General features: G+C 55.9%; 17 protein-coding genes and 2 pseudogenes. 9 read left to right on the forward strand and 10 right to left on the reverse strand.

Features of this window, described 5'->3' with window-relative positions; all coding sequences use genetic code 11:
* Positions 1–230: pseudogene (locus ACK4IR_RS06670) on the reverse strand (photosystem II D2 protein (photosystem q(a) protein)); the annotation flags it as partial.
* Positions 231–632: 402 nt separating this feature from the next.
* On the reverse strand, positions 633–761 hold the full coding sequence (locus ACK4IR_RS06675; protein ID WP_409873569.1) for a hypothetical protein: 129 nt from the start codon (positions 759–761) through the stop codon (positions 633–635).
* Here ACK4IR_RS06675 and rbfA point away from each other — a divergent pair.
* Positions 760–1,140 carry a 30S ribosome-binding factor RbfA gene (rbfA, locus tag ACK4IR_RS06680; protein ID WP_409873571.1) on the forward strand — a complete coding sequence of 127 codons (381 nt, stop codon included), beginning with the start codon at positions 760–762 and terminating at the stop codon, positions 1,138–1,140. The genes ACK4IR_RS06675 and rbfA overlap by 2 nt on opposite strands.
* Here rbfA and ACK4IR_RS06685 read toward each other — a convergent pair.
* The 3 genes from ACK4IR_RS06685 to ACK4IR_RS06695 form a co-directional block, all read right to left on the reverse strand.
* Positions 1,137–2,024, reverse strand: coding sequence for a sulfite exporter TauE/SafE family protein (locus ACK4IR_RS06685; protein ID WP_409873573.1), 888 nt, complete (start codon positions 2,022–2,024; stop codon positions 1,137–1,139). The genes rbfA and ACK4IR_RS06685 overlap by 4 nt on opposite strands.
* A gap of 3 nt (positions 2,025–2,027) precedes the next feature.
* The gene (locus ACK4IR_RS06690; protein WP_409873575.1) at positions 2,028–2,570 is read right to left on the reverse strand and encodes a rhodanese-like domain-containing protein; all 543 of its coding nucleotides are present in this window, start codon (positions 2,568–2,570) and stop codon (positions 2,028–2,030) included.
* Between the two features lie 67 nt (positions 2,571–2,637).
* The gene (locus ACK4IR_RS06695; protein WP_409873577.1) at positions 2,638–3,336 is read right to left on the reverse strand and encodes an MBL fold metallo-hydrolase; all 699 of its coding nucleotides are present in this window, start codon (positions 3,334–3,336) and stop codon (positions 2,638–2,640) included.
* A 200-nt stretch (positions 3,337–3,536) separates the two neighbouring features.
* On the opposite strand from ACK4IR_RS06695, the gene ACK4IR_RS06700 reads away from it, so the two are divergent.
* The 5 genes from ACK4IR_RS06700 (at position 3,537) to ACK4IR_RS06720 (ending at position 10,031) form a co-directional block, all read left to right on the forward strand.
* Positions 3,537–5,000, forward strand: coding sequence for an FAD-linked oxidase C-terminal domain-containing protein (locus ACK4IR_RS06700; protein WP_409873578.1), 1,464 nt, complete (start codon positions 3,537–3,539; stop codon positions 4,998–5,000).
* Positions 5,000–6,016, forward strand: a complete 1,017-nt coding sequence (cobW, locus tag ACK4IR_RS06705) for a cobalamin biosynthesis protein CobW (protein ID WP_409873580.1) — start codon at positions 5,000–5,002, stop codon at positions 6,014–6,016. The genes ACK4IR_RS06700 and cobW overlap by 1 nt, the downstream gene beginning before the upstream one ends.
* Positions 6,017–6,022: 6 nt before the next feature.
* Positions 6,023–8,341: an NAD-binding protein gene (locus ACK4IR_RS06710; RefSeq protein ID WP_409873582.1), complete on the forward strand. Its 2,319-nt coding sequence runs from the start codon at positions 6,023–6,025 to the stop codon at positions 8,339–8,341.
* 137 nt (positions 8,342–8,478) lie between these two features.
* Positions 8,479–9,129, forward strand: a complete 651-nt coding sequence (locus tag ACK4IR_RS06715; protein WP_409873583.1) for an FHA domain-containing protein — start codon at positions 8,479–8,481, stop codon at positions 9,127–9,129.
* Positions 9,129–10,031, forward strand: a complete 903-nt coding sequence (locus ACK4IR_RS06720; protein WP_409873585.1) for a tRNA (5-methylaminomethyl-2-thiouridine)(34)-methyltransferase MnmD — start codon at positions 9,129–9,131, stop codon at positions 10,029–10,031. The genes ACK4IR_RS06715 and ACK4IR_RS06720 overlap by 1 nt, the downstream gene beginning before the upstream one ends.
* Here ACK4IR_RS06720 and ACK4IR_RS06725 read toward each other — a convergent pair.
* On the reverse strand, positions 10,024–10,767 hold the full coding sequence (locus ACK4IR_RS06725) for a M50 family metallopeptidase (RefSeq protein WP_409873587.1): 744 nt from the start codon (positions 10,765–10,767) through the stop codon (positions 10,024–10,026). The genes ACK4IR_RS06720 and ACK4IR_RS06725 overlap by 8 nt on opposite strands.
* A gap of 18 nt (positions 10,768–10,785) precedes the next feature.
* Complete coding sequence (infC, locus tag ACK4IR_RS06730) at positions 10,786–11,280, reverse strand: translation initiation factor IF-3 (protein ID WP_220131114.1); 495 nt, start codon at positions 11,278–11,280, stop codon at positions 10,786–10,788.
* A gap of 275 nt (positions 11,281–11,555) precedes the next feature.
* Here infC and ACK4IR_RS06735 point away from each other — a divergent pair.
* Together ACK4IR_RS06735 and ACK4IR_RS06740 are read left to right on the forward strand one after the other, a co-directional pair.
* Positions 11,556–11,998 (forward strand): annotated as a pseudogene (locus tag ACK4IR_RS06735) (efflux RND transporter permease subunit); the annotation flags it as partial.
* 63 nt (positions 11,999–12,061) lie between these two features.
* Positions 12,062–14,491, forward strand: coding sequence for a DNA topoisomerase (ATP-hydrolyzing) subunit A (locus ACK4IR_RS06740; RefSeq protein ID WP_409873589.1), 2,430 nt, complete (start codon positions 12,062–12,064; stop codon positions 14,489–14,491).
* On the opposite strand, the gene tilS is transcribed toward ACK4IR_RS06740, so the two are convergent.
* Together tilS and ccsB are read right to left on the reverse strand one after the other, a co-directional pair.
* The gene (gene tilS / locus ACK4IR_RS06745) at positions 14,412–15,446 is read right to left on the reverse strand and encodes a tRNA lysidine(34) synthetase TilS (protein WP_409873591.1); all 1,035 of its coding nucleotides are present in this window, start codon (positions 15,444–15,446) and stop codon (positions 14,412–14,414) included. The genes ACK4IR_RS06740 and tilS overlap by 80 nt on opposite strands.
* Before the next feature lie 12 nt (positions 15,447–15,458).
* Positions 15,459–16,418, reverse strand: a complete 960-nt coding sequence (gene ccsB, locus ACK4IR_RS06750) for a c-type cytochrome biogenesis protein CcsB (RefSeq protein WP_409873593.1) — start codon at positions 16,416–16,418, stop codon at positions 15,459–15,461.
* A gap of 183 nt (positions 16,419–16,601) precedes the next feature.
* On the opposite strand from ccsB, the gene ACK4IR_RS06755 reads away from it, so the two are divergent.
* The gene (locus ACK4IR_RS06755) at positions 16,602–17,384 is read left to right on the forward strand and encodes a YaaW family protein (RefSeq protein WP_409873594.1); all 783 of its coding nucleotides are present in this window, start codon (positions 16,602–16,604) and stop codon (positions 17,382–17,384) included.
* On the opposite strand, the gene ACK4IR_RS06760 is transcribed toward ACK4IR_RS06755, so the two are convergent.
* Positions 17,381–20,377 (reverse strand): DEAD/DEAH box helicase, encoded by a 2,997-nt coding sequence (locus ACK4IR_RS06760; protein WP_409873595.1) that lies wholly within the window; start codon positions 20,375–20,377, stop codon positions 17,381–17,383. The genes ACK4IR_RS06755 and ACK4IR_RS06760 overlap by 4 nt on opposite strands.
* Between the last annotated feature and the right edge of the window lie 47 nt (positions 20,378–20,424).

The raw sequence follows: 20,424 nt of genomic DNA on the forward strand, positions 1-20,424 counted from the left end.
GCAACGGTGAGGAAGTTGCAGCCTTCGAGGTAGCTGGAGGCCAGACCGTGGGTGTACCAAGAGGTGACAAAGGTGGTACCCGTCAGCCAGCCGCCGAGGGCAAGGTAGGCGCAGGGGAAAAGCAGGATGCCTGACCAGCCTACGAAGACAAATCTGTCACGTTTGAGCCAGTCGTCGAGGATGTCGAACCATCCCCGTTCTGCTGGCGCTCGTCCAATCGCGATCGTCATGGATTAAATCCTCTTGCAGATATAGATGCCAGATTTAGAACCTTACAGTTGCTGGTAGGGCGTCTCGACTCCTTAGAACAGGGAGCGATCGCTCCAGCATCCTGTTAATTTGGCTTCATAAATTAAGAAACCCATCCCTCATTAAACGCTTGAGCAAGTAGGTGATTTTACCTAATTACTGTTGGCATTTATCAAGGGTAGGTCAAGCTTCCCATCAGCATTTGCTGCGGGAGAACTATATTAACGTGATAGCGGAATTCTTACGAAATATCAAGGTGATTGTTGCCTAGCTTCTCAGGTTTCTCATTTTTGACTAGGGGTCGCAATTCACCAAGACAGCAGGAAATTAAAGCCTCAACTTGAACAGAACTCCCCTAGGAAATGTTAAGTATTGTAACGCCACTACCAGCGGTTACTGCCATAGAAGTCTTGAGCGATCGCCCCCAATCCAGCAAACCCAGTGATGGCCGTCTTGATAAGATAAGGTGCAGGATAGTCTTTACCAACAACCGAGAAAAGGAGGCCCGCCATGGCGACCGAACGACGGGTGGCACGGGTAGCAGAATTAATCAAACGGGAAGTGAGTCAGTTGTTAATGTATGAGATCCGTGATGAGCGCGTGGGGGCGGGAATGGTCAGTGTCACCGATGTGGAAGTTTCCGCTGATTTGCAGCACGCTAAGATTTTCGTCAGCATCTACAGCACCGAGGAGATCCGCCGCTCGACCATGGCGGGACTGAAGGCCGCTTCCGGCTTTGTGCGACGGGAACTGGGGCAGCGCATTCGCCTGCGACGAACCCCTGAGGTCGTGTTTATTGAGGATCGCTCGCTCGAACGGGGCAGTCGCGTTCTCTCACTGCTTAATCAAATTAGGCAACAGCAGCGTGCCTCAGAAATCCCAGAGTCCTAAGTGCGGCTTGCCCTTACGGGAACTGATGCAGGGAGGTAGTGCCTCGGCGGTAGGGAGGAGCTTTTGCTGCGCTGCGGGGGTGACAGTAGCGTTTTCAGGACTACAAAGGCGGCAATGCCAATTAAGAAGTAACCAAAACCCTGCTGAAGTTGCTTGGCAGAAATGTAGTGACTGAGATAGCTACCGAGAACGGAACCACTCGCTGCTGCTAAGGTTAGCGTCAGAGTCAAGTGTGGATCCAAGTTAACAGTGCCCAGATAGCCCCAAACCGCCGCCACGGAATTGGCAGTAATAATTAGGAGTGAGGTGCCGATCGCCTGCCGCATGGGAATTTTCCCCAATAAAACAAGGGCAGGCACAATAGCGAATCCTCCACCCACGCCCACTAGGCCTGTTAGGATACCAACTCCTAAGCCCTCTGTGGGTAGCCACAGCCAGCAGTACTTACACACGGGGGGGGTATAAAGCTGGCTTTCTAGAGAAACTTCTGGAGGCGTGAGTTCAGGTGCAGGGGGGCGCTGCTGCCGCCGAATCATTAAAATAGCCGCCGCCATCATGGCAACGGCAAAGAGCAACAGTTGCACGGTATCCGTAATCCAAGGCAAGGCTGCCAGTCGCGCTCCGAGATAGGCACCCATCATGGTTGCAGAACCAAAAATCAGTGCTAACCGCAAATTGACGTAGCCGCGCCGCCACTGGGGAATGACCGCCAGCAAACTAACGCTGCCGACAATTACCAGCGTCATTGGAATTGCGACTTTGGTTTCAATGCCCATGACATAGACCAGCACCGGCAGAGCCAGAACCGAACCGCCGCCCCCCAATAGACCCAGACTCAAGCCGATGGCGATCGCCAGCCCATGCCCCAACCAGTAGCTGAACATTGCCTACTTCCCTTGGGGGCGATTAAAGGGCAGTCGCATCAGCAATTCTCCCATCAGACAGCGACCACTGAGACCGGCAAAGAGCATGCCCACGCCGACAAAGCCCGACAGGAGGAAAAATCCTGAGTTGACGGTAAAGCCCAAGATCACCCCTGTGAGAATTAAGCTGCCGGCCACAATTTGCACCTGCCGCATGATGCTGAGGGGGGCATCGGCAGCACCCCGGACGGCGTAGCCCTTCTGTTTCCAGCGCTGGATGCCTCCTTCGAGGTTCTTCAGGTTTTGGAACCCCCGCCGGGCAAGGATGTTGTAGGCCAGCTGCGATCGCCGCCCCGATTCACAGTAGAGCACCACAGGCGTGTCAGGGCTACAGGGAGGCTCCAGCTCCTTCACATTGGCCAAGGGGCACAGCAGCGCTCCCGGAATGTGGGCATTGTTGTACTCATTGGGTTCCCGCACGTCAATGAGCAGGACTTCTCGCCGTTGCAGGGCATTGTGCAGTTCAGCCGCGGAAATGAGGGGAGATTCAGTCGTGGTTGTAGTCATAGTCGTCGGTTCTCACGTGATTACTCAGGGTTGACTAAGAAGACAGGGGCAATCAGGGGTCAAAGGGCTAGACGGCAGCGGCAACCATGCCACACTGTTGGTTAGCAGGCACCGCTTCCATGATTTTCTTGGGATCGGGCAGGTTGAGGTTGGCCATAAACTCAATGAACTGCTGGCGATCGCGACCCACAAAGCGAGGATTAAAGCGTTTTTCTTCCCCGATGGTAGAAACCGTGTGACCCCGATAGTCATGGCCGGGATAGACCAAGGTCGTATCGGGCAGGGTAAAGAGCCGCTGCGTGACCGCATCATACATGGCACCCGCATCCCCGCTTTGGAAGTCGGTGCGCCCACAGCCCCGGATAAAGAGGGAATCCCCCGTCAGCAGGTGGGTACCGTTCACTAGGAAGGCCATGTGGCTATCGGTGTGACCCAAGGTGGCGATCGCCTGAATGGGGATGCTGCCGACATGGATCACTGCACCGTCTTTAATATAGCCATCGGCACAGTCCACCTGGGCATTTTCAGGAACAAGGGTTTTGCAGCCCGTGCGCTCACGGACTTTACCGGCGCCGGTGATGTGGTCGGCGTGGACATGGGTTTCGAGGCAGTAGCGCAGTTTTAGCCCCAATTGCTCAATTAACTGCACATCCCGATCTACCTGTTCAAGGACGCTATCCACCAAGGCGGCCTCACCGGTGGCCTCATCGGCAATCAGGTAAGAATAGGTCCAAGTGTCGTAGTCAAAGAGTTGACGAAATAGCATAGGAGACTCCTTTATGGGATAAAGGGTGAGGGGACTCGTTCAGCCTGAAAACTAGACTTAAAACGGTTACTACTTTAGTTTAGTTGTTCTAAATATAATTTTATAACTATTCAGTAAATAAATGTCAAACCCCCCCTGCCCCCATTTCTCCAAGAGGGAGCCAATTTAGGATAAGAGAAGGTGGTTTCAGAGCACTGGGGATGTCCACACTACGGCAAATTACCCCTTGGCAGCGGGTCAGAGAGGAGCTAGCGGCCATTGTCGGCAAGGGTAGCCTCATCACCAACGCGGCGGAAGCCCTTGTGTATGAGTGCGATGGCCTCTCCATTTATCGGCAGCAACCCAAGCTGGTTGTGCTTCCCCAAACCACCGCCCAAGTCTCGGCAATTCTCAAGGTGTGCGATCGCTATCGGATTCCCTTTGTTGCCCGTGGCTCAGGGACAGGGCTATCGGGGGGCGCGCTGCCCCACCCGGAGGGGATTCTCGTTGTCACTTCCCGCATGAACCGGATTTTAGAGATCGATCTCGAGAACCAGCAGGTGGTCGTGCAGCCGGGGGTCATCAATGGGTGGGTTACCCAAGCCGTCGCCGATCAGGGCTTTTACTATGCCCCCGATCCATCGAGCCAAATTATTTGCTCCATTGGCGGCAATGTGGCGGAGAACTCGGGGGGTGTCCATTGCCTGAAGTATGGCGTCACCACGAACCATGTGCTGGGACTCACGGTGGTCTTGCCCAATGGGGAGATTGTGGAACTAGGGGGTGCTGCTCCCGAAATGCCCGGCTATGATCTCATGGGGGTTTTTGTCGGCTCGGAGGGGACGCTGGGAATTGCCACGGAAATTCGGCTGCGGATTCTCAAACAGGCGGAGGCGATCGCCGTTCTATTGGCGGACTTCACCACCATGGAAGCCGCCGGCGAAACCGTTTCCGCCATAATCCGGGCCGGGATTATTCCCGCCGGCATGGAAATCATGGACAACCTCAGTATCAATGCCGTTGAGGATGTGGTGGCTACCCACTGCTATCCCCGCGATGCGGCTGCCGTGCTGCTGGTGGAAGTGGATGGCCTAGAGGCAGAAGTGCCCATCCTCCAAGAGCGAGTCATGCGCATTTGCTATGAACAGGGGGCACGCCATGTGACGGTGGCCACAGAAGCCGAAGAACGCCTGCGTCTTTGGAAGGGGCGTAAAGCTGCTTTTGCCGCTGCGGGTCGGCTCAGTCCCAACTATTTTGTCCAAGATGGGGTGATTCCCCGCAGTCAGCTGGCCACTGTCCTCAAGGAGATTGAACAACTGAGTCGGCGCAGTGGCTATCGCATTGCCAATGTCTTCCACGCCGGGGATGGCAACCTGCATCCTCTGATTCTCTACGATCAATCGGTTCCCGGCGCCCTTGCCGAGGTAGAAGCCCTAGGGGGTGAAATTCTCAAGCTCTGTGTGCGCTTGGGGGGCAGTATTTCTGGGGAACACGGCATCGGCAGCGATAAGGCCTGTTTTATGAGGGAAATGTTTAGCGCGGCGGATCTAGAGACGATGCAGCAGGTGCGTGCTGCCTTTGATCCCAAACGTCTGGCCAACCCCGAAAAGGTATTTCCGACACCGCGAACCTGTGGTGAAGCCGCCCATCAACTTAAAGATTTTCCTAGTATTGAGGCATTTTAATGAGTGCAAAAATTCCGGTGACAATTATTACCGGCTTCCTTGGCAGTGGTAAAACGACCCTGATTCGCCAGCTGCTCCGAAATGCAGCGGGTAGGCGCATTGCCGTGATTGTGAATGAGTTTGGCGATGTGGGCATTGATGGTGAGCTATTGCAGTCCTGTTGCGATCGCGCGGCGGGGATCTGGGAACTGACCAATGGCTGTCTGTGTTGCACGGTGCAGGAGGAGTTTTTGCCCACCATGCAGAGCCTCTTGGCGCGGCGGCAGGAGATTGATCACATCGTCATTGAAACGTCGGGACTGGCGTTGCCCAAGCCCTTGGTCATGGCCTTCCGTTGGCCGGAGGTGCGCCATGCGGCTACCGTTGATGGCGTTGTGACCGTCGTGGATGGTGTTGCCTTGGCAGCCGGCCAGGTGAGTGCCGATTTAGAAGCGCTCTTTGCCCAAAAGGAGGCAGATCCCAGCTTGCAGCATGAGGAGACCCCCCTTGAGGAACTCTTTAACGATCAGCTGGCCTGTGCCGACTTGGTGATCCTCAACAAGACCGATCAACTGACTCCTCCCCAGGTGGAACAGCTCCTTGGGGAACTGCGTCGTCAATTGCCTCCGCGCATTAAGCTTCTTGCCGCTTGCCAAGGACAGGTGCCGCCGGATCTATTGCTGGGCTTTAATGCAGCGGTTGAGGAGAATTTGACCCAGCGGCCCAGTCATCACGATGTTGAGGAAGAGCACGATCATGACGAGGCGATTCAAGCGGTTTGCTTAGAGCTGGGAGCCTGCGATCCGCAACGCCTACGCGAATCCCTTGAGCGATTGCTCCAAGTGCCCGATATTTACCGCATTAAGGGCTTTGCAGCCATTGAGGGCAAGCCGATGCGTCTGGTGGTACAGGGGGTCGGTCAGCGGTTAGATTCGTTTTACGATCGCCTGTGGCAACCGGCAGAACCCCGGCAAACGCGCCTTGTGGTGATTGGTTGTCAGTTGGATCAACAGACGCTGCTGTCCCATTTTGGCTAAGGAGCTATGGCCAGCCTTGAGGAGGTTATTGACCGCCAACTGCGCCAACTATTGGGTGGCAGTGCAGCGTGGTTCATTGATGTGGGCGATCGCCACCTCAGCATCTGGATTGAATCCACCAGCGTTGATCTCAATCGCCTAGCCAATTGGGGGAAGGCCTTTTGGCAGCAGTGGCAGCGGGGCACATTTCTCCTCTTGGCGGCTGAACCCCATCAGCCGTTTCCCTATTGGTGGCAGTCTTGGTCTGTGGCGGCACCGACACCACTAGTCACGCGACTAGGAGAGGGTGAAACCCCTGTGCCGGATCGCTTTATCGTCTGTGGCCTCGGTAGTTTAGGCCAGTTTTGCATCCAAAGTCTGCGTCGCTTTGCCGCCGACCACTTGGCAATCGAGATCTGTGCCATTGAGCGCAACGCCAACATCGAGTGGGAGATTCCCCAGTTGACAGAGTTACTCAGTGAACCCGTCGTTATTGGTGACTGTCGGCAGGAAGCGGTTCTGAAAGCCGCCGGGATTGATCGCTGCCGCACGCTACTGGCGGTGACAAGTGATGAGGCCACCAATATTGCTACAGCGATTGTGGCTCGCCGCTTAAATGCAGATGTCCACCTTGTGGTGCGCTCTAGTCGCGATAATCTCAACGCCCTTCTTGAGAAAAAACTGGGGAGCTTTGTGGCGCTCAATCCCACGGAACTGCCGGCGCCTGCTTTTGCCCTTGCCGCCCTTGAGGAAAATATCCTTGCTGCTTTTACAATTGAGGGTCAGCAGTTTCGGGTGTTGCAACAGACGATTACCACTGAGAGTCCCCTAGTGGGTACACCCGCCCACCGCTGGCAGCGCCGTCACCAACGCCTGATTAGTATTCGCTCTTGCCATTCTCAATCCTCGATCTTCCAGCCAACTCGCCCCCATCGCCTGTTTAACCATTGGCCGCCAGATTTACTGTTTGAGGCGGGCGATCGCCCCATTTGGATTGAACAGGTGGAAATGGTGAAATCCTTGCCTCTCCCCGACCCCAATCCCCTCCAGCGTCTCATTCAGCAGGGGCGTCAGCTTCCTGAGCAGGTGCAGCAATTCTGGCAGTGGCTGCGGGGCGATCGCTCCCGCGAGCTAATCTTCAATGGGCTGTGGCTTGGCAGTGGTCTGTGGCTATTGACTGCTCTCCTACTGCGCTACAACGTTCCTAACCTCAACTGGCAAAAGGCCTTTACGGCGGGGTTTATTCTCCTGTTGGGGGGCTTTGGCGATGTCTTTGGCGGCCTAGAAAACGACCCGATTCCCCCTTGGCTGCTGGTAGTCTGTATTCTGGTGGCGATCGTCAGTCTCCTCTTTATTGTCGGTGTCTTGGGGCTTTTGGCGGAAAAGCTGCTGCAAGCACGCTTTGAGTTCCTCAAGAAACGTCCGCCCCTACCCACAGCAGATCATGTGATTGTTGTCGGCTTAGATCGCATTGGGCAGCAGGTGGTGCAAATCTTGCGTACCTTCCGTCAACCTCTTGTGCTGTTGGTGGACAACCCAGAGCAAACCCAGCTTTTTGAAGACCTGCCGATGCTCCTTGGCAACATTCCTGAAAAGCTCCCCCAAGCTCATTTGGACACGGCTAAAAGCGTAGTTCTCACCACTGCCGATGAAATGTTGAACCTAGAGGCAGCCTTAATTGCCCGCCAAACCACGGAGCAGCGTGAGTCCCCCATTGGTTTAGTTATTGGCATCTACGATCCAATCCTCACTAATGATCTGCGAGATCTTCTACCCCATGCCCGTCCTCTCTGTGCCTATGCCCTTGCAGCGGAGGCCTTTGCCGGTGCTGCCTTTGGCGAAACGATGCTCGGCTTGTTTCAAATTGACCAACAGACGGTACTGATTGCCGACTACACCGTTACCGCCGGCGATACTCTTGAGGGAAAGTTGATCGGCGAGGTGGCCTACGGTTATGCCGTAATACCTATTTTCTACAATCGCCACGAGCAGTTTCTCGGCGGTGAGACCACTCAGCAGTTTTTGCCCAGTGACACGCTGCAACTTACGGTGGGCGATCGCTTGATTGTCTTAGCTACCATTGATGGCCTCAGGCGCATTGAACAGGGCAAAATGGCGCCCCGGCGTTTCTGGCGACTGTGGGTCGGTCACCCCCGCAATTCAGAAGCCGCCCTCGAAATCGGCAATCTGATCACCAAAATTACAGGCCTGCCCCTGCCGCGATCGCGGGCTTTTATCCAACAACTTCCTGCGGCGCTGACCCTTGAACTCTATGAACCCCAAGCCTTTCGTCTCGGTCAACAACTGCAAGCCCTTGCCCCCGTCCGCCTCTTTCCTCTGACCTAGAGGATCGCTCTCCCAATGCTGAAGAGTGTTAAAACTTCAAAAACTTCACTTATCCAAACGTTCATCAGCGGCAACGCCGCCTACAACCCTCAAGGTAAGATGTTAATGAAAAACAAGCTTAACTCTAGGCTGTTCCCATGAGCGGTAACCGTGAGCACCACCTCCTCAGCATTGAAGATGAAACGGGGAAGCGCACCATCCCTTTAGAGGCGGCTACCTACTCCATTGGCCGTGATGTTACCAACGCGATTGTGATTCATGGTCACGGTGTCTCACGGCAACATGCTCTACTGCTGCGGATTCCCTCCCCCAATGGCTACCGTTATCGCATTGTTGACGGCAATGCCGATGGTAAAGCCAGTGCCAACGGCATCCTTGTGAATGGCCGGCGGGTACACAGCCACGAGCTGAAGGACGGCGATGAAATCAACTTTGGCGGAGCGGCCAAGGCACGCTATACCACGGTGTCAATGGGGAAGGCGGAGTTTATCAAGTATTTAAAGAGTGTCAACTACCACAGCATTAAGGCAACACCCCTTGCGGCAACGACTACCCAAGCCGACGAAGAAGCAAGCAAGCAGGAGCCACCTCAAGAAACACAACTGAATCTTTCATACCCAGAACCAGAGGTGGCAAGGGCAGCACCGCTGCCGACGGCGGAATCCGCTTCCCCGCGGTTGCTCATTATTGGCGGCATTGTTACCCTTCTTTTGCTTGGAGGCCTCGGTGTGGTGATGATGCAGCAATCCCCGCCACCCCAACCGCAAACACCCCCTCAAATGCGGTGATGGCTTCTTCTCAAGAGATGGCCGCGGCGGTGCCTCCCCTTTGGCAGCCCCAACGGACGGCGGACGGCTCTTTTACGTTTTTTTCTGAGGAGTTTGGCGAAACCTTCCATAGTTTAGCAGGGGCGCGCCAAGAAGCCTTTGAAAAGTTTGCGATCGCCACCGATCTGCCCCGCAAAGCCCAAGCCTCCCATCTGCGACTTTTGGACATCTGCTATGGGTTGGGCTACAACACCGCCGCTGCCTTAGAGGTGATTTGGCAACATAATCCCACCTGTCAGGTCACGGTCATCAGCCTAGAACTCGATCTGCGCGTTCCTCAAGCTGCTTTGGCAGTGATGCCCTCTTGGTCAGCCTCGGTTCAGGCAATTCTTGAGAGATTGGCCGAGCGACAGCAGGTGAGCACCCCACAGTGCCAAGCACAGCTTTTAATTGGCGATGCCCGCCAAACAATTCAAGACCTAGTTCGCCAGGGATTTCAAGCGGATGCGATTTTCCTTGATCCCTTTTCGCCCCAGCGCTGTCCGCAACTGTGGACGGTAGAGTTTCTCAGCCTAGTTGCTCAGTGTCTGGCACCCGAAGGGCATTTGGCCACCTATTGTCGCGCTGCCGCAGTCCGTTCAGCGTTGCAGCAGGCCGGTTTACACATCGGAACGCTCCCAATTGCGGCACCCCAACACAGCCATGAATGGGCACAAGGAACCGTGGCGCGCTGGCAAGCAGATCAGTTGATTCCTCTTTCACAGATGGAGCAGGAACACTTGCAAACACGGGCTGGGATTCCCTACCGCGATCCGCACCTGCGGGATAGTGCGGAAACGATTCGAGCGCGTCGTCAAGCAGAGCAGCAAACCGCTAACCGTGAATCCACCAGTCGTTGGCGACACCGCTGGGGCATTACTTAGGGCGGGTATAGGCCACCTTGAGACTCCACAGCAGCAACCCCAAGGTCATCATAGAAATCAGCGCCCCCCACAACCAATAGGGGAGCCAGAGGTACTGTTGGAGAAGACCTGTATCGGAAATCTGCCCCCCCGGAATGGCATAGGTGAAGAGGTAGTCCACCTGCTGAAAAGTACTAATACAGGCCTGCACCCCAAGGAACTGAATGGCAATCCCCTTGAGCCAGCGATTCCCGCGATAGGCCAATAGCAGAATGGCCATGCCCACCAATGTTATAAAGACAATGCCAAAGAGCGATCGCACCCACAGCAGCACTGAGGCAACGACAATCATTCCTAGGGCTTTGAGGCAAATATCTGTGGCACGATGAGAGCGGCTCGACAAAATAAAGAGACTGCCAGCGATCGCGGGTCCCAATGGCCCGCCCATGGCAACTAAGCCATGTCCTAAATTTCCTAGCAGCACCTCGCCCCCATAGCGGGCAAACCCTGAACCACTGGGATAGATGACTAACTCCCGAAAGTAACCCCCCAGCAGAATCGCCGTGAGGCCATGTCCCATCTCGTGGAACCAAGTGGCCAAGATTGTAAACGGATACAGCAGATAGTTTCCCAAAGGAATCTGCCAAAGAAGAATTGTGACAAGGGCAGCGATCGCCAACAGTAATGCCGACCGAGGTTTCTCATTAGCTGAAACATCCAGTGGGGTGAACTTGGGGTCTGGACGAAAGCCAAACATACTCGCCCCCAGTCTTGATTACCGCTTCGGCGCCAAAAACATGATCATATTGCGCCCCTCCTGCTTCGGTGCCTGCTGCACTTCGGCGACAGCTTGCAGGTCATTGGCCATCCGGTTGAGGAGTTCTTCTGCCAAGTGGGAGTGCTGAATTTCCCGCCCTCGGAACGTCACCGTTGCTTTGACCTTATCACCGGCCTTGAGGAAACGCTCCGCACGGTTAATGCAAACGTTGTAATCATGTTCCTCGATTTTGTAGCGCATCTTCACCTCTTTGACATCGGAGGTGTGCTGCTTTTTGCGGGCTTCACGCGCCTTCTTTTCCTGTTCAAAGCGAAACTTGCCGTAGTCAATAATTTTGCAAACAGGTGGATCTGCCTTGTCACTGACGAGAACAAGATCTAGTTCCTTTTCACGGGCGATCGCGATCGCCTCTTGGGACGACATAATCCCCAATTGGGAACCATCACTATCCACCACCCGCACCCGAGGAAAACGGATGCGCTCATTAATCATGGGTTGTTCTTGCTGTGTTTTCTTGGTAAGAGCCACTGGTACCTGTACTGTCGTTGATATAGGTTGACGCAAGGACTGTCCTAGCCTCTAAGGTGAGCTAGAAATGACACCCTGCCCCTTGCTCTACATCTTAGCGGAGGATTGCCAATCGGAGCTATTCTCTATTTACCTCGGATAAACGGAAACCCTTGCACAAACCGCTGTTTACAATGCCTCTTTGCAATCCCGTGAGTCTATCACCCTACACCCCCAAGTTTCTGGTCGAATTGCTCAAATTAATGATCATGGGTGCTTTGCTAGCGCAGTGGCTGCGGGGGCTGAGTAATGATGTATTCTGCCAAATTGGCTTGGTGATGCTGATTGGCCTCGCCAGTAAGAATGCGATTCTGATTGTGGAGTTTGCCAACCAAATTCGCGAAAGTAAGGGCACCTCCATTGTTAAGTCGGTGATCAATGCCGCCGAAGAACGTTTGCGTCCTGTTCTGATGACCGCAGTCTCCTTTATTCTAGGCATCTTCCCGCTGGTGATTGCTACGGGTGCAGGGGCAAAGTCCCGTCACTCCTTGGGAACAAGCGTCACGGGCGGCATGCTTGCGGCCACGTTTCTGAGTTTCTTTGTGGTGCCCATCATTTACATCTGTTAGTCAACCTCATCAAGGAACTGGTGGCGCGGCTGACCAAGGAGAAGCTTGAGGAAGCAACACCCACGGAATCTTAAGTTGCTTTACAATTCGCAAAACTCTTGTATCGTGGGGAATGATCCTTTGGCTCGTTCGTGATCATGCCCAAACAACTGGATTTGCTGACCTCTGGACAGGTGATTCCTACGCCACTGCACAGTGAAATGCAACGCTCCTATTTGGAGTACGCCATGAGTGTGATTGTGGGGCGGGCGCTACCAGATGTGCGGGATGGTCTAAAACCGGTGCATCGGCGGATTCTCTATGCCATGTATGAGTTGGGGCTGACGCCCGATCGCCCTTTTCGCAAGTGTGCACGGGTGGTGGGGGATGTGTTGGGAAAATATCATCCCCACGGAGATCAAGCGGTCTATGAGGCACTGGTGCGCTTGGTGCAGCCCTTTAGCAGTCGCTATCCCCTCTTGGCAGGGCAGGGCAATTTTGGCTCTGTGGATGATGATCCACCGGCGGCAATGCGCTATACGGAAACGCGCTTGGCAGCGATCGCCCACCGCACGTTACTGGAGAATATCAGCGACGCCATTGTGGATTTTATCCCCAACTTTGACAGTTCTCAAGTGGAGCCACTGGTGCTGCCGGCGCAACTGCCGATTTTGCTGTTGAATGGGGCAACAGGAATTGCCGTGGGGATGGCCACGAATATCCCGCCCCACAACTTGGGGGAAGTGGTAGAGGCTCTGATTGCCCTTATTGACCGCCCGCATCTCTCCTTGGAGGAACTGCTCACCCACCTGCCGGGGCCGGACTTTCCCACGGGGGGTGTGATTGTGGATGGGGCAGAATTACAGCGCGCCTACGCCACGGGTCGAGGCACGATCACCCTGCGGGGGGTAGCCAAGCTTGAGGAGATTCAACCCGGACGCGGTCGCCACCGCCGCCAAGCCATTGTGGTGACGGAGTTGCCCTATCAGGTGAATAAGGCGGCATGGATTGAGAAGGTGGCGGATTTAGTGAATCAAGGTCGCCTAGAGGGGATTGCCGATCTGCGGGATGAGAGCGATCGCGCCGGGCTGCGGGTAGTGATTGAACTGAAGCGGGATGCCTCGGCGGCACAACTGTTGGAGCAACTCTACCGCCTGACGGTTCTGCAAGTCACCTACGGTATCAACTTGATGGCACTGGTGGGCAATCAACCCCGTCAACTCTCCCTCAAGGAGATCCTTGGTGAGTTTCTTCAGTTCCGTGAGCAGACGCTGTTACGGCAATATCGCCACGATCTCGAAGTGGCTCAAGCCCGCCAAGAGGTGGTGACCGGCCTTTTAATCGGTCTCAATGCCGTAGATCAGGTGATTGAGATTCTGCGATCGGCAGCGGATGGCAACACCGCTCGGCAGGAATTGATGACACGCTTGGGGTTGAGCGATCGCCAAGCCGGTGCCCTGATGGCCATGCCCCTACGCCGCCTCACCCAACAGGAGCGCCAAGCCCTAGAACAGGAACAGGCGGAGTTGCAAGCGCAGATTGCCCGGTTGGCAATCTTGATTGACCGGCGTCCGGAGCGCCTTAAGGCACTGAAAAAAGAATTGCGCCAGTTAAAGAAAGAGTTTGCCGACCCCCGCCGTACCCAAATTCTCACGGCAGTGCCGCCGCCTCCCACCTCGGTCGAAGCCAATGGGGGTGAGGATATTCCCCTCTGGGTGGAGGTGAATCACCGTGGCTATGGGCGCTGTCTGCCCCAGCGTAGTCGCGGGAGTGTTCCGCTACAAACCTGGCTCCCGTGGTCGGAGCCGTTGCCTTTGACCTTCTCGGTGCAGGCCGGCGATCGCCTCTGGGTGTTTACTGAAAGTGGCAAGGTCTATCTGCTACCCGTAGAGCGATTCCCTGTCACCGGCCGTAGCGATCGCGGTCAACCCCTCCTGACTCTCTTGCCGCAGTCTGCTCAAGGGGAAACTCTCCTCACTGTCCTCCCCAGTCAACCCGCCGCAGAGAAGCTGATTCTGCTGACGCGCCAAGGCCGCATTAAGGTCATTCCCATCTCAGAGCTTCAAGACCGGAGCGGGCGTGGCCTCCAACTCACGAAACTCAAGGCGGGGGATGCCCTCGGTTGGGTACTGCCGGCGGACGTGGATCATTTGGTGTTGGCCACCTCACGGGGGCGGGTCTTTCACTTTTTCATCCCCGATATTCCGGTATTGGGACGGCTGAATCAAGGCCAAGCGGCGGTGCGCCTCAGTGTGCAGGAGACATTAGTGGGGGCGATCGCCCTTTCGGAACTAGAGAATGTCATCCTCGTTACTGCCTTAGGCCTTGGCAAGCAACTGCCCCTCCCCCTGATTGAAGTCCTGCCCCTCGGTCATTTAGGCCAGTTGGCGATGCCCCTGCAGCAGAAATCAGATCGCTTGGCGGGCATTGGCCGTGGCGGTAGGCCCTTGGCTCTGGTGACGACCCAAGAACGGGCATGGATGACCAACGGGGAAGAGATCCCTATCCTCAATAAGGAGTCGGTGGGGGTGGCAATCGCTCCCCTTGATGCGGGGGAACAGATTCAGGCGGTGGTGCCGTTGACCTGATCAATTCTAGCCACCGGCCGCAGACCCGCAGGTGGTAGCCCCCGGTTAGCGTTGAGGTTTGGCTGCCATTGCCTGCTGCAATGAGGGGACACACGGCTTCAATGACCCTAAAATCAACACCCCGTTTCAGGTGCTGCCGCAGAAACCGCCGAATCAAGCGCCGTTGGAGGGCAAGGGGCAATTCCCGCAGGCGCAGCCGATCCAAGGCGGGGGGATGCTCGCGGATCACTTCAGGAGCAAGGCGCTCAACTTCGGCCTCGAAATAGGCGCGATCGCCGGCCAGCAGTTCGGCGGTTTGAGCCAACACCTGTTCGACATTGGCATTGAAGTGCCGTTGCAGATAGGGGATTAACTCTGAACGTAGCCGATTGCGGCGATAATCCAGATTTTGGTTCGTTTCATCCTGCCAGACGGGTAAGCCGTAGGCCTGGCAAAAGGCAGCCGTTTCCGCTCGCGTCATCCCTAGGAGGGGTCGCACCAATTGAACTGACCCTAGGGAGCGCATGGGCAAAAGAGTGGCTAACCCATCCGAACCGCTGCCGCGCAATAGATGCAGTAGCAGACTTTCGGCGCGATCGCTCTGGGTGTGGGCGGTCACCACATGGGTGCAATCCCAAGCCTGGGCAACGGTCTCAAAGACGTGGTAGCGCCATGAACGGGCGGCTGCCTCAGTTTTCGGCATCGGCGGAGCACCCACCACCTCGCAGGGCAGGTGCCATTGCTGCGCCAGCTCTTGGACAAAGGCAGCGTTGGCAGCGCTATCTTGACGCCAGCGGTGATCACAGTGGACAACCGCCAAAAACCACGCCCAATGGGGCCGCAGATCCACCAAGAGTTGGGTTAGGCACACCGAATCTTGCCCCCCCGACAGGGCAATGAGAATCCGCGACCCTTGCGGGAGCCATTGCCGGAGTTTTAAGGTGGTGTGCAGGCGGGCGTGGTAGATGCCCCACACGGGCAAAACCCACTAGAAAAACCAACCGTAGGAGTGCAGACCTTTGCCGAGCAAATTCACCCCCAAATAGCAGACCCAGACGACGGCAAATCCCACGCTGGCCAGAATGGCCGGTTTACGTCCCTGCCAATCGCGGGTCATACGGGCATGGAGATAGGCGGCATACACCAGCCAGACAATCAAGGCCCAAGTCTCTTTGGGATCCCAACTCCAAGGGGCACCCCAAGCTTCATTGGCCCACACGGCTCCGGAAATAATCCCAATGGTCAGCAGCGGAAACCCCAACCCAATCATGCGGTAGCTCAAGTTATCGAGGGTCTCCGCTAAGGTGAGGCGTTGCAGACTCAATTGCAGGGTGGGTGGGGTGAGTACGGTGGTGCCGCCGCCCCCCGTTGAGGGTTCGAAGGCAGGCTCTAGCGGGCGACGGCGAAAGCTGCCTGTCCCCACCGAACTCCCCTTGAGGCTGACGGGTTTGCCCCACGTGACCACCAAGAAGGCGATCGCCAGCAGTGACCCCACCATCAACGTGGCATAGCTGAGCATCATCACACTGACGTGCATCATTAGCCAGTTGGACTTCAGGGCAGGCACAAGGGGCGCCGACCGTTGCATTTCCGGGGGCAGGGAGAGAGCAGCAAAAGCGGCAATCCCCATGGCAACAGGAGCAGTGACGACCCCCACAAGGCGCTGACCACTGAGGGATTCGGCGACCAAGTGCATTGCCGTCAGCCCCCAGCACAGGAAAAAGAGGGATTCGTAGAGATTGCTGATGGGAAAGTAGCCCCCTTCAATCCAGCGCGCCGCCAGCAGGCCGGTAATACAGAGGTTGGCGATCGCCATCCCCGTGCGACCCGCAGCGGTCAGAACCGGCCATTGGGGAAACGCGGCTCCCCCCCAGTAGAACAACATCGTCATCAAAAGCACCGCAAAGGCAGTGTTATCGAGCCAACCTTCTAGGGTTAATAAATCCATAGGTTTTTATTTCGCCAGCCTGCTACTCTTTTGTATTGTACTGTCCCCACCACCCTTTGCTGGGATAGTTGGGCATGTCCCATTCCTATGAAAAGGGCTGTACCACAATTTCAGCCTGAATCCCTATAATCAGGGGTGAAGAATCATCGTGTTCAATTGTGCTGCTGCTGGAGCGAGAACCCCATGAACGAGCTACGGGCTGCGCTGGAATTGGCGACGGAGGAGGAGTTACAGGATCTAACGGAAATTCTGTTTCGGCGTCGGCTCAATCCCTTAGACTACCTGACCACCCCTGACCCCATTGCCGTCCAAGCTCAGGATCGCCAGGCGTGGCTGGATTGCATTGAGGAGCGGTTTCGCTTTTTGGCAGCGGATGGCCTGACGGTACTCAAGGGCAAGGCTCAACAGGTCAGCTATCGGCAAACTTTGATGCGGGTCTGTCGCTATTTGAACATTAAGTTTTCCCCCCGTTGGACAGTTCCTGAACTGGAAATGGAAATTTTCTTGAATGTGTTGCAGCGGATGTGGAAAAAACTAGGGGATGAGGATCGCAAGGTCTTGGCCGCCCAAATTCAAGATAGCTTGCCCGAACTGCGCAACGGCCACCCCATTTCTATGGAAACCGTACGCCTGATCCTCGAAGGGGGAGCAGCGATCGCCATCAGTTCCGTCGTCCGTTCAATGGTGGTGCAGCAGGTGGCACGGCAGTTTGCGATTCGTTTTGCCGGCTACAAGCTCTCAATTACCCCCTTGGTGTCACGGGGAGCTGCCATGGGAGCTGCCAAATTTGCCCTTGGTCGCAGTGTCTTGGCCTTTGCCAGTACTGCCCTCTGGGTGTGGTTTATTGCCGACTTAGGTTGGCGCGCCATTTCTACGAACTATGCCCGCATTATTCCCACCATTTTCGCGATCGCCCAAATTCGTCTCCTGCGAGGTGAGCACGCCTCTGAGTGGGCGATGGCCTAGAGTGTCATTACTCGCTCTTGATCTAATGTGAGTAGTTGCCGCAGTTGGTCGAGGTTGAGCTCAGTCAGCCAGTGTTCGCCGCTACTGACAATCATTTCCGCAAGGGCTTTTTTCTGTTCAATTTGGTCGTGGATCTTCTCTTCGAGGGTGCCCGTGCAAACAAATTTATGGATTTGGACATTGCGGGTTTGGCCAATGCGGAAGGCGCGATCGCTGGCCTGATTTTCCACGGCGGGGTTCCACCAGCGATCGTAGTGGAAAACATGATTGGCACGGGTCAAGTTCAAACCAACCCCCCCGGCCTTGAGGGAAAGAATAAAGACGGTGGGAGCCTCTGGATCGTGCTGAAAACGTTCCACCATCAGCTCCCGCTGCGCTTTGGGGGTGCGTCCCGACAGGAAAAAGACCTCCTGCTTGAGTATCCCCTCTAGATAGGTTTTCAGGTGATGGCCAAATTCGGCAAATTGGGTAAAGACAAGGGCGCGATCGCCCACCTCCTGAAGCTCTTGCAGCATTTCTATGAGGCGTTGCAATTTACCGGAGCGATCGGGGTGGTAATCCTCTTGCTTGAGATACTGGGCAGGATGATTGCAGATTTGCTTCAACTTCGTGAGGGTTGCCAAGATGTGACCTCGGCGTTGAATGCCCTTGCTTGTTTCAATGACGGCCAAGGAGTCTTCCACCACCGCACTGTAAAGCTGCATTTGCTCTAGGGTGAGACCGCAATACACCAGCATCTCCTGTTTTTCCGGCAGGTCTTGGAGAATGCTGCGGTCGGTTTTGAGGCGACGGAGAATGAAGGGCTGCACGGCGGTACGCAGGGCATTGAGGGAGGTGGTGTCGCCATAGCGTTCAATCGGTCGGACATAGCGGTGCTGAAAGTAGGTGCGATTGCCCAAATACCCCGGATGCAGAAAGTCCATGATAGACCAGAGTTCAAGAAGGCGATTTTCTAGGGGGGTTCCCGTCAGGGCAATGCGAAACTGGGCGGCGAGTTCCCGCACCGCTTGCGCCTGCTGCGTGTTGGCGTTCTTGATGTTTTGGGCTTCATCGAGAACCAGATGCTGCCATGACACCTGTTGGAGGGTGGCGCGATCGCGCTGCAGGAGGGCATAACTGGTGAGAATTAGATCGTGGGTTTCAACTTTTCTCAGAAAGGCCTTGCCCTTGGGGCGATCGCTGCCGTGGTGGACGTAGGCGCGTAAGGTCGGCGCAAATTTTTGGCACTCCCGCAGCCAGTTCCCCAGTACCGAGGTAGGACAGATCAAGAGGGTTGGCCAGTAGGCTCGTCCTGTTTCCTTGAGGTGGAGTAAAAAGGCCAACAGTTGAATGGTTTTCCCCAAGCCCATATCATCGGCCAAGCAAGCCCCCAGCCGCCAGCGTTCCAAGAAACTCAGCCACGCCACTCCCCGCGCTTGGTAGGGGCGCAGTTCGCCACAAAATTCTTTTGGTGTCGGCACCGGCTCAAGGGCTTGTTTGCTCGTGAGGCTATCGAGTAGTGCCTGAAGGGCATCATTTGCATCTAAGCCCAGAATCGGTAACTTGGCCACCGTCACCGTCTCCCCCGTGGCAATCCGCAGCGTATCGGCAAGGGAGAGGTGGCTCTCTTGAGGAGACCGCAGAAACTCCTGGGCAGCCTTGATCTCTTGGGGACGCAGGAGCACCCACTCGCCCTTGAGGTAGACAAGGGGAATCTCTTGGCGGCGCAATTGCTCAAAATCCGCCGCAGAAAGGGGATGCTGCCCCAACTGCAACTGCCACTGAAACTGCATCAGGCTCTCCACACTGAGGCCGCCGGTGGCTGTGGGCGGCAATGTGGCAATCATCTTTAGCCCCAAGCGATGCTGCGCGCTATTGCGGCGCAAACTGGGCGGCAAAATTACGGCCACCCCCTGCTGCTCTAGGGGGGAGATGGCACTTTGCAAGAAGGCATAAACTTCCGCGGTCTGGAGTGTGAGACCCACGGGGGAGGGTTCCTGAAGACTGCGATCCAGCGGACGATAAATGCGTGAGGCCAACCCTAATCCGCGCAGGAGGGTCTCTTGGGGCTGAAGCAAGACTTGCCCCTGATAGAGGAGGGACTCTTGCGGACACTGCCAAATCTCTGCGGCGGCCAGCATTGTGTCCGTTTCCCCCTCAGTTTGCAAGCCAAAGGCCAAGCGCCAGTCCCCATCGCCCGTGTCGGGGGGGATGAGTTGCAGTGCCAAGCGCCACTGGGGACGCAGATCCAACTGTTCGCGGTAGGGTTCTTGCCAACGCTGGAGCCGTTCAACAAAAGAAGGTGGCAGTTCTATCCCCTGCCCTGTTTTTAGGAAAGTCAGCCAGTGACTATGCTCCTTGGCCAAGCCTGCCTTGGGTAAGTCTAAGGCGGCAAGGGCGGTGTGGAGATAGCCCTGCAAGACGTGCTGAAGAAAATCCGCCAGCAGCTCTGGGCCATGGGGCGGAAACCGTAAAGCGGTGGGGTCAGGCTGATAGCAGCGGCACACATCGGGCATCTGCTGACTAAATTGACGAAAGCGATCGCGATCGCCGGCATGGGTGAGCAGAATCCGCCAGCCCTCAGCCGTCGGCAGGTACTGACCGCGCACCATTAAATCCAACAGCCAGCGACTGACGTGGAACCAATAGCGCAGATCATCGCCAATGCTGCCCCTGTCTTGGCCGTGCAGACTCAGTTGATGCAGTTGCTCTAAAACCTCAGAGGCGGGAATTGACCAGCCCGGCACCTGCCAGAGAAACAGCGGTTCTCCCCTCACTTCTGCAAGGGGGGGTGGCAGAAGGTCGTTTCCTTGGATCTGGGCGGGTAAAGCGACGTAGGTAAAACAGGGACTGGCCTTGGCAGGGGGAGACTTTAGGGAAGCGGCATAGGGATAAGTGGGCACTACCGTTGACGCCCAAGGCGTGATTGCCTGAGCCGGCGATTGCCATTCTTCTGCCCATAAGAAGAATTGTGGGGTCGGCGTTGCCAGCCACGTCCCATGCAGGATTGCCATAGGCTACTTTTACCGGATTGGCAAATTAAAGGGAGGCATCTCCGGCC

Source organism: Thermosynechococcus sp. (assembly GCF_046299635.1).
Lineage (GTDB): Bacteria > Cyanobacteriota > Cyanobacteriia > Thermosynechococcales > Thermosynechococcaceae > Thermosynechococcus.

Excerpts from the sequence above, each read along its gene's own strand:
- rbfA (WP_409873571.1), top strand. The coding sequence starts at position 760 with ATGGCGACCGAACGACGGGTGGCACGGGTAGCAGAATTAATCAAACGG.
- ACK4IR_RS06675 (WP_409873569.1), bottom strand. The coding sequence starts at position 761 with ATGGCGGGCCTCCTTTTCTCGGTTGTTGGTAAAGACTATCCTGCACCT.
- ACK4IR_RS06685 (WP_409873573.1), bottom strand. The coding sequence starts at position 2,024 with ATGTTCAGCTACTGGTTGGGGCATGGGCTGGCGATCGCCATCGGCTTG.
- ACK4IR_RS06690 (WP_409873575.1), bottom strand. The coding sequence starts at position 2,570 with ATGACTACAACCACGACTGAATCTCCCCTCATTTCCGCGGCTGAACTG.
- ACK4IR_RS06695 (WP_409873577.1), bottom strand. The coding sequence starts at position 3,336 with ATGCTATTTCGTCAACTCTTTGACTACGACACTTGGACCTATTCTTAC.
- ACK4IR_RS06700 (WP_409873578.1), top strand. The coding sequence starts at position 3,537 with ATGTCCACACTACGGCAAATTACCCCTTGGCAGCGGGTCAGAGAGGAG.
- cobW (WP_409873580.1), top strand. The coding sequence starts at position 5,000 with ATGAGTGCAAAAATTCCGGTGACAATTATTACCGGCTTCCTTGGCAGT.
- ACK4IR_RS06710 (WP_409873582.1), top strand. The coding sequence starts at position 6,023 with ATGGCCAGCCTTGAGGAGGTTATTGACCGCCAACTGCGCCAACTATTG.
- ACK4IR_RS06715 (WP_409873583.1), top strand. The coding sequence starts at position 8,479 with ATGAGCGGTAACCGTGAGCACCACCTCCTCAGCATTGAAGATGAAACG.
- ACK4IR_RS06720 (WP_409873585.1), top strand. The coding sequence starts at position 9,129 with ATGGCTTCTTCTCAAGAGATGGCCGCGGCGGTGCCTCCCCTTTGGCAG.
- ACK4IR_RS06725 (WP_409873587.1), bottom strand. The coding sequence starts at position 10,767 with ATGTTTGGCTTTCGTCCAGACCCCAAGTTCACCCCACTGGATGTTTCA.
- infC (WP_220131114.1), bottom strand. The coding sequence starts at position 11,280 with ATGATTAATGAGCGCATCCGTTTTCCTCGGGTGCGGGTGGTGGATAGT.
- ACK4IR_RS06740 (WP_409873589.1), top strand. The coding sequence starts at position 12,062 with ATGCCCAAACAACTGGATTTGCTGACCTCTGGACAGGTGATTCCTACG.
- ccsB (WP_409873593.1), bottom strand. The coding sequence starts at position 16,418 with ATGGATTTATTAACCCTAGAAGGTTGGCTCGATAACACTGCCTTTGCG.
- ACK4IR_RS06755 (WP_409873594.1), top strand. The coding sequence starts at position 16,602 with ATGAACGAGCTACGGGCTGCGCTGGAATTGGCGACGGAGGAGGAGTTA.
- ACK4IR_RS06760 (WP_409873595.1), bottom strand. The coding sequence starts at position 20,377 with ATGGCAATCCTGCATGGGACGTGGCTGGCAACGCCGACCCCACAATTC.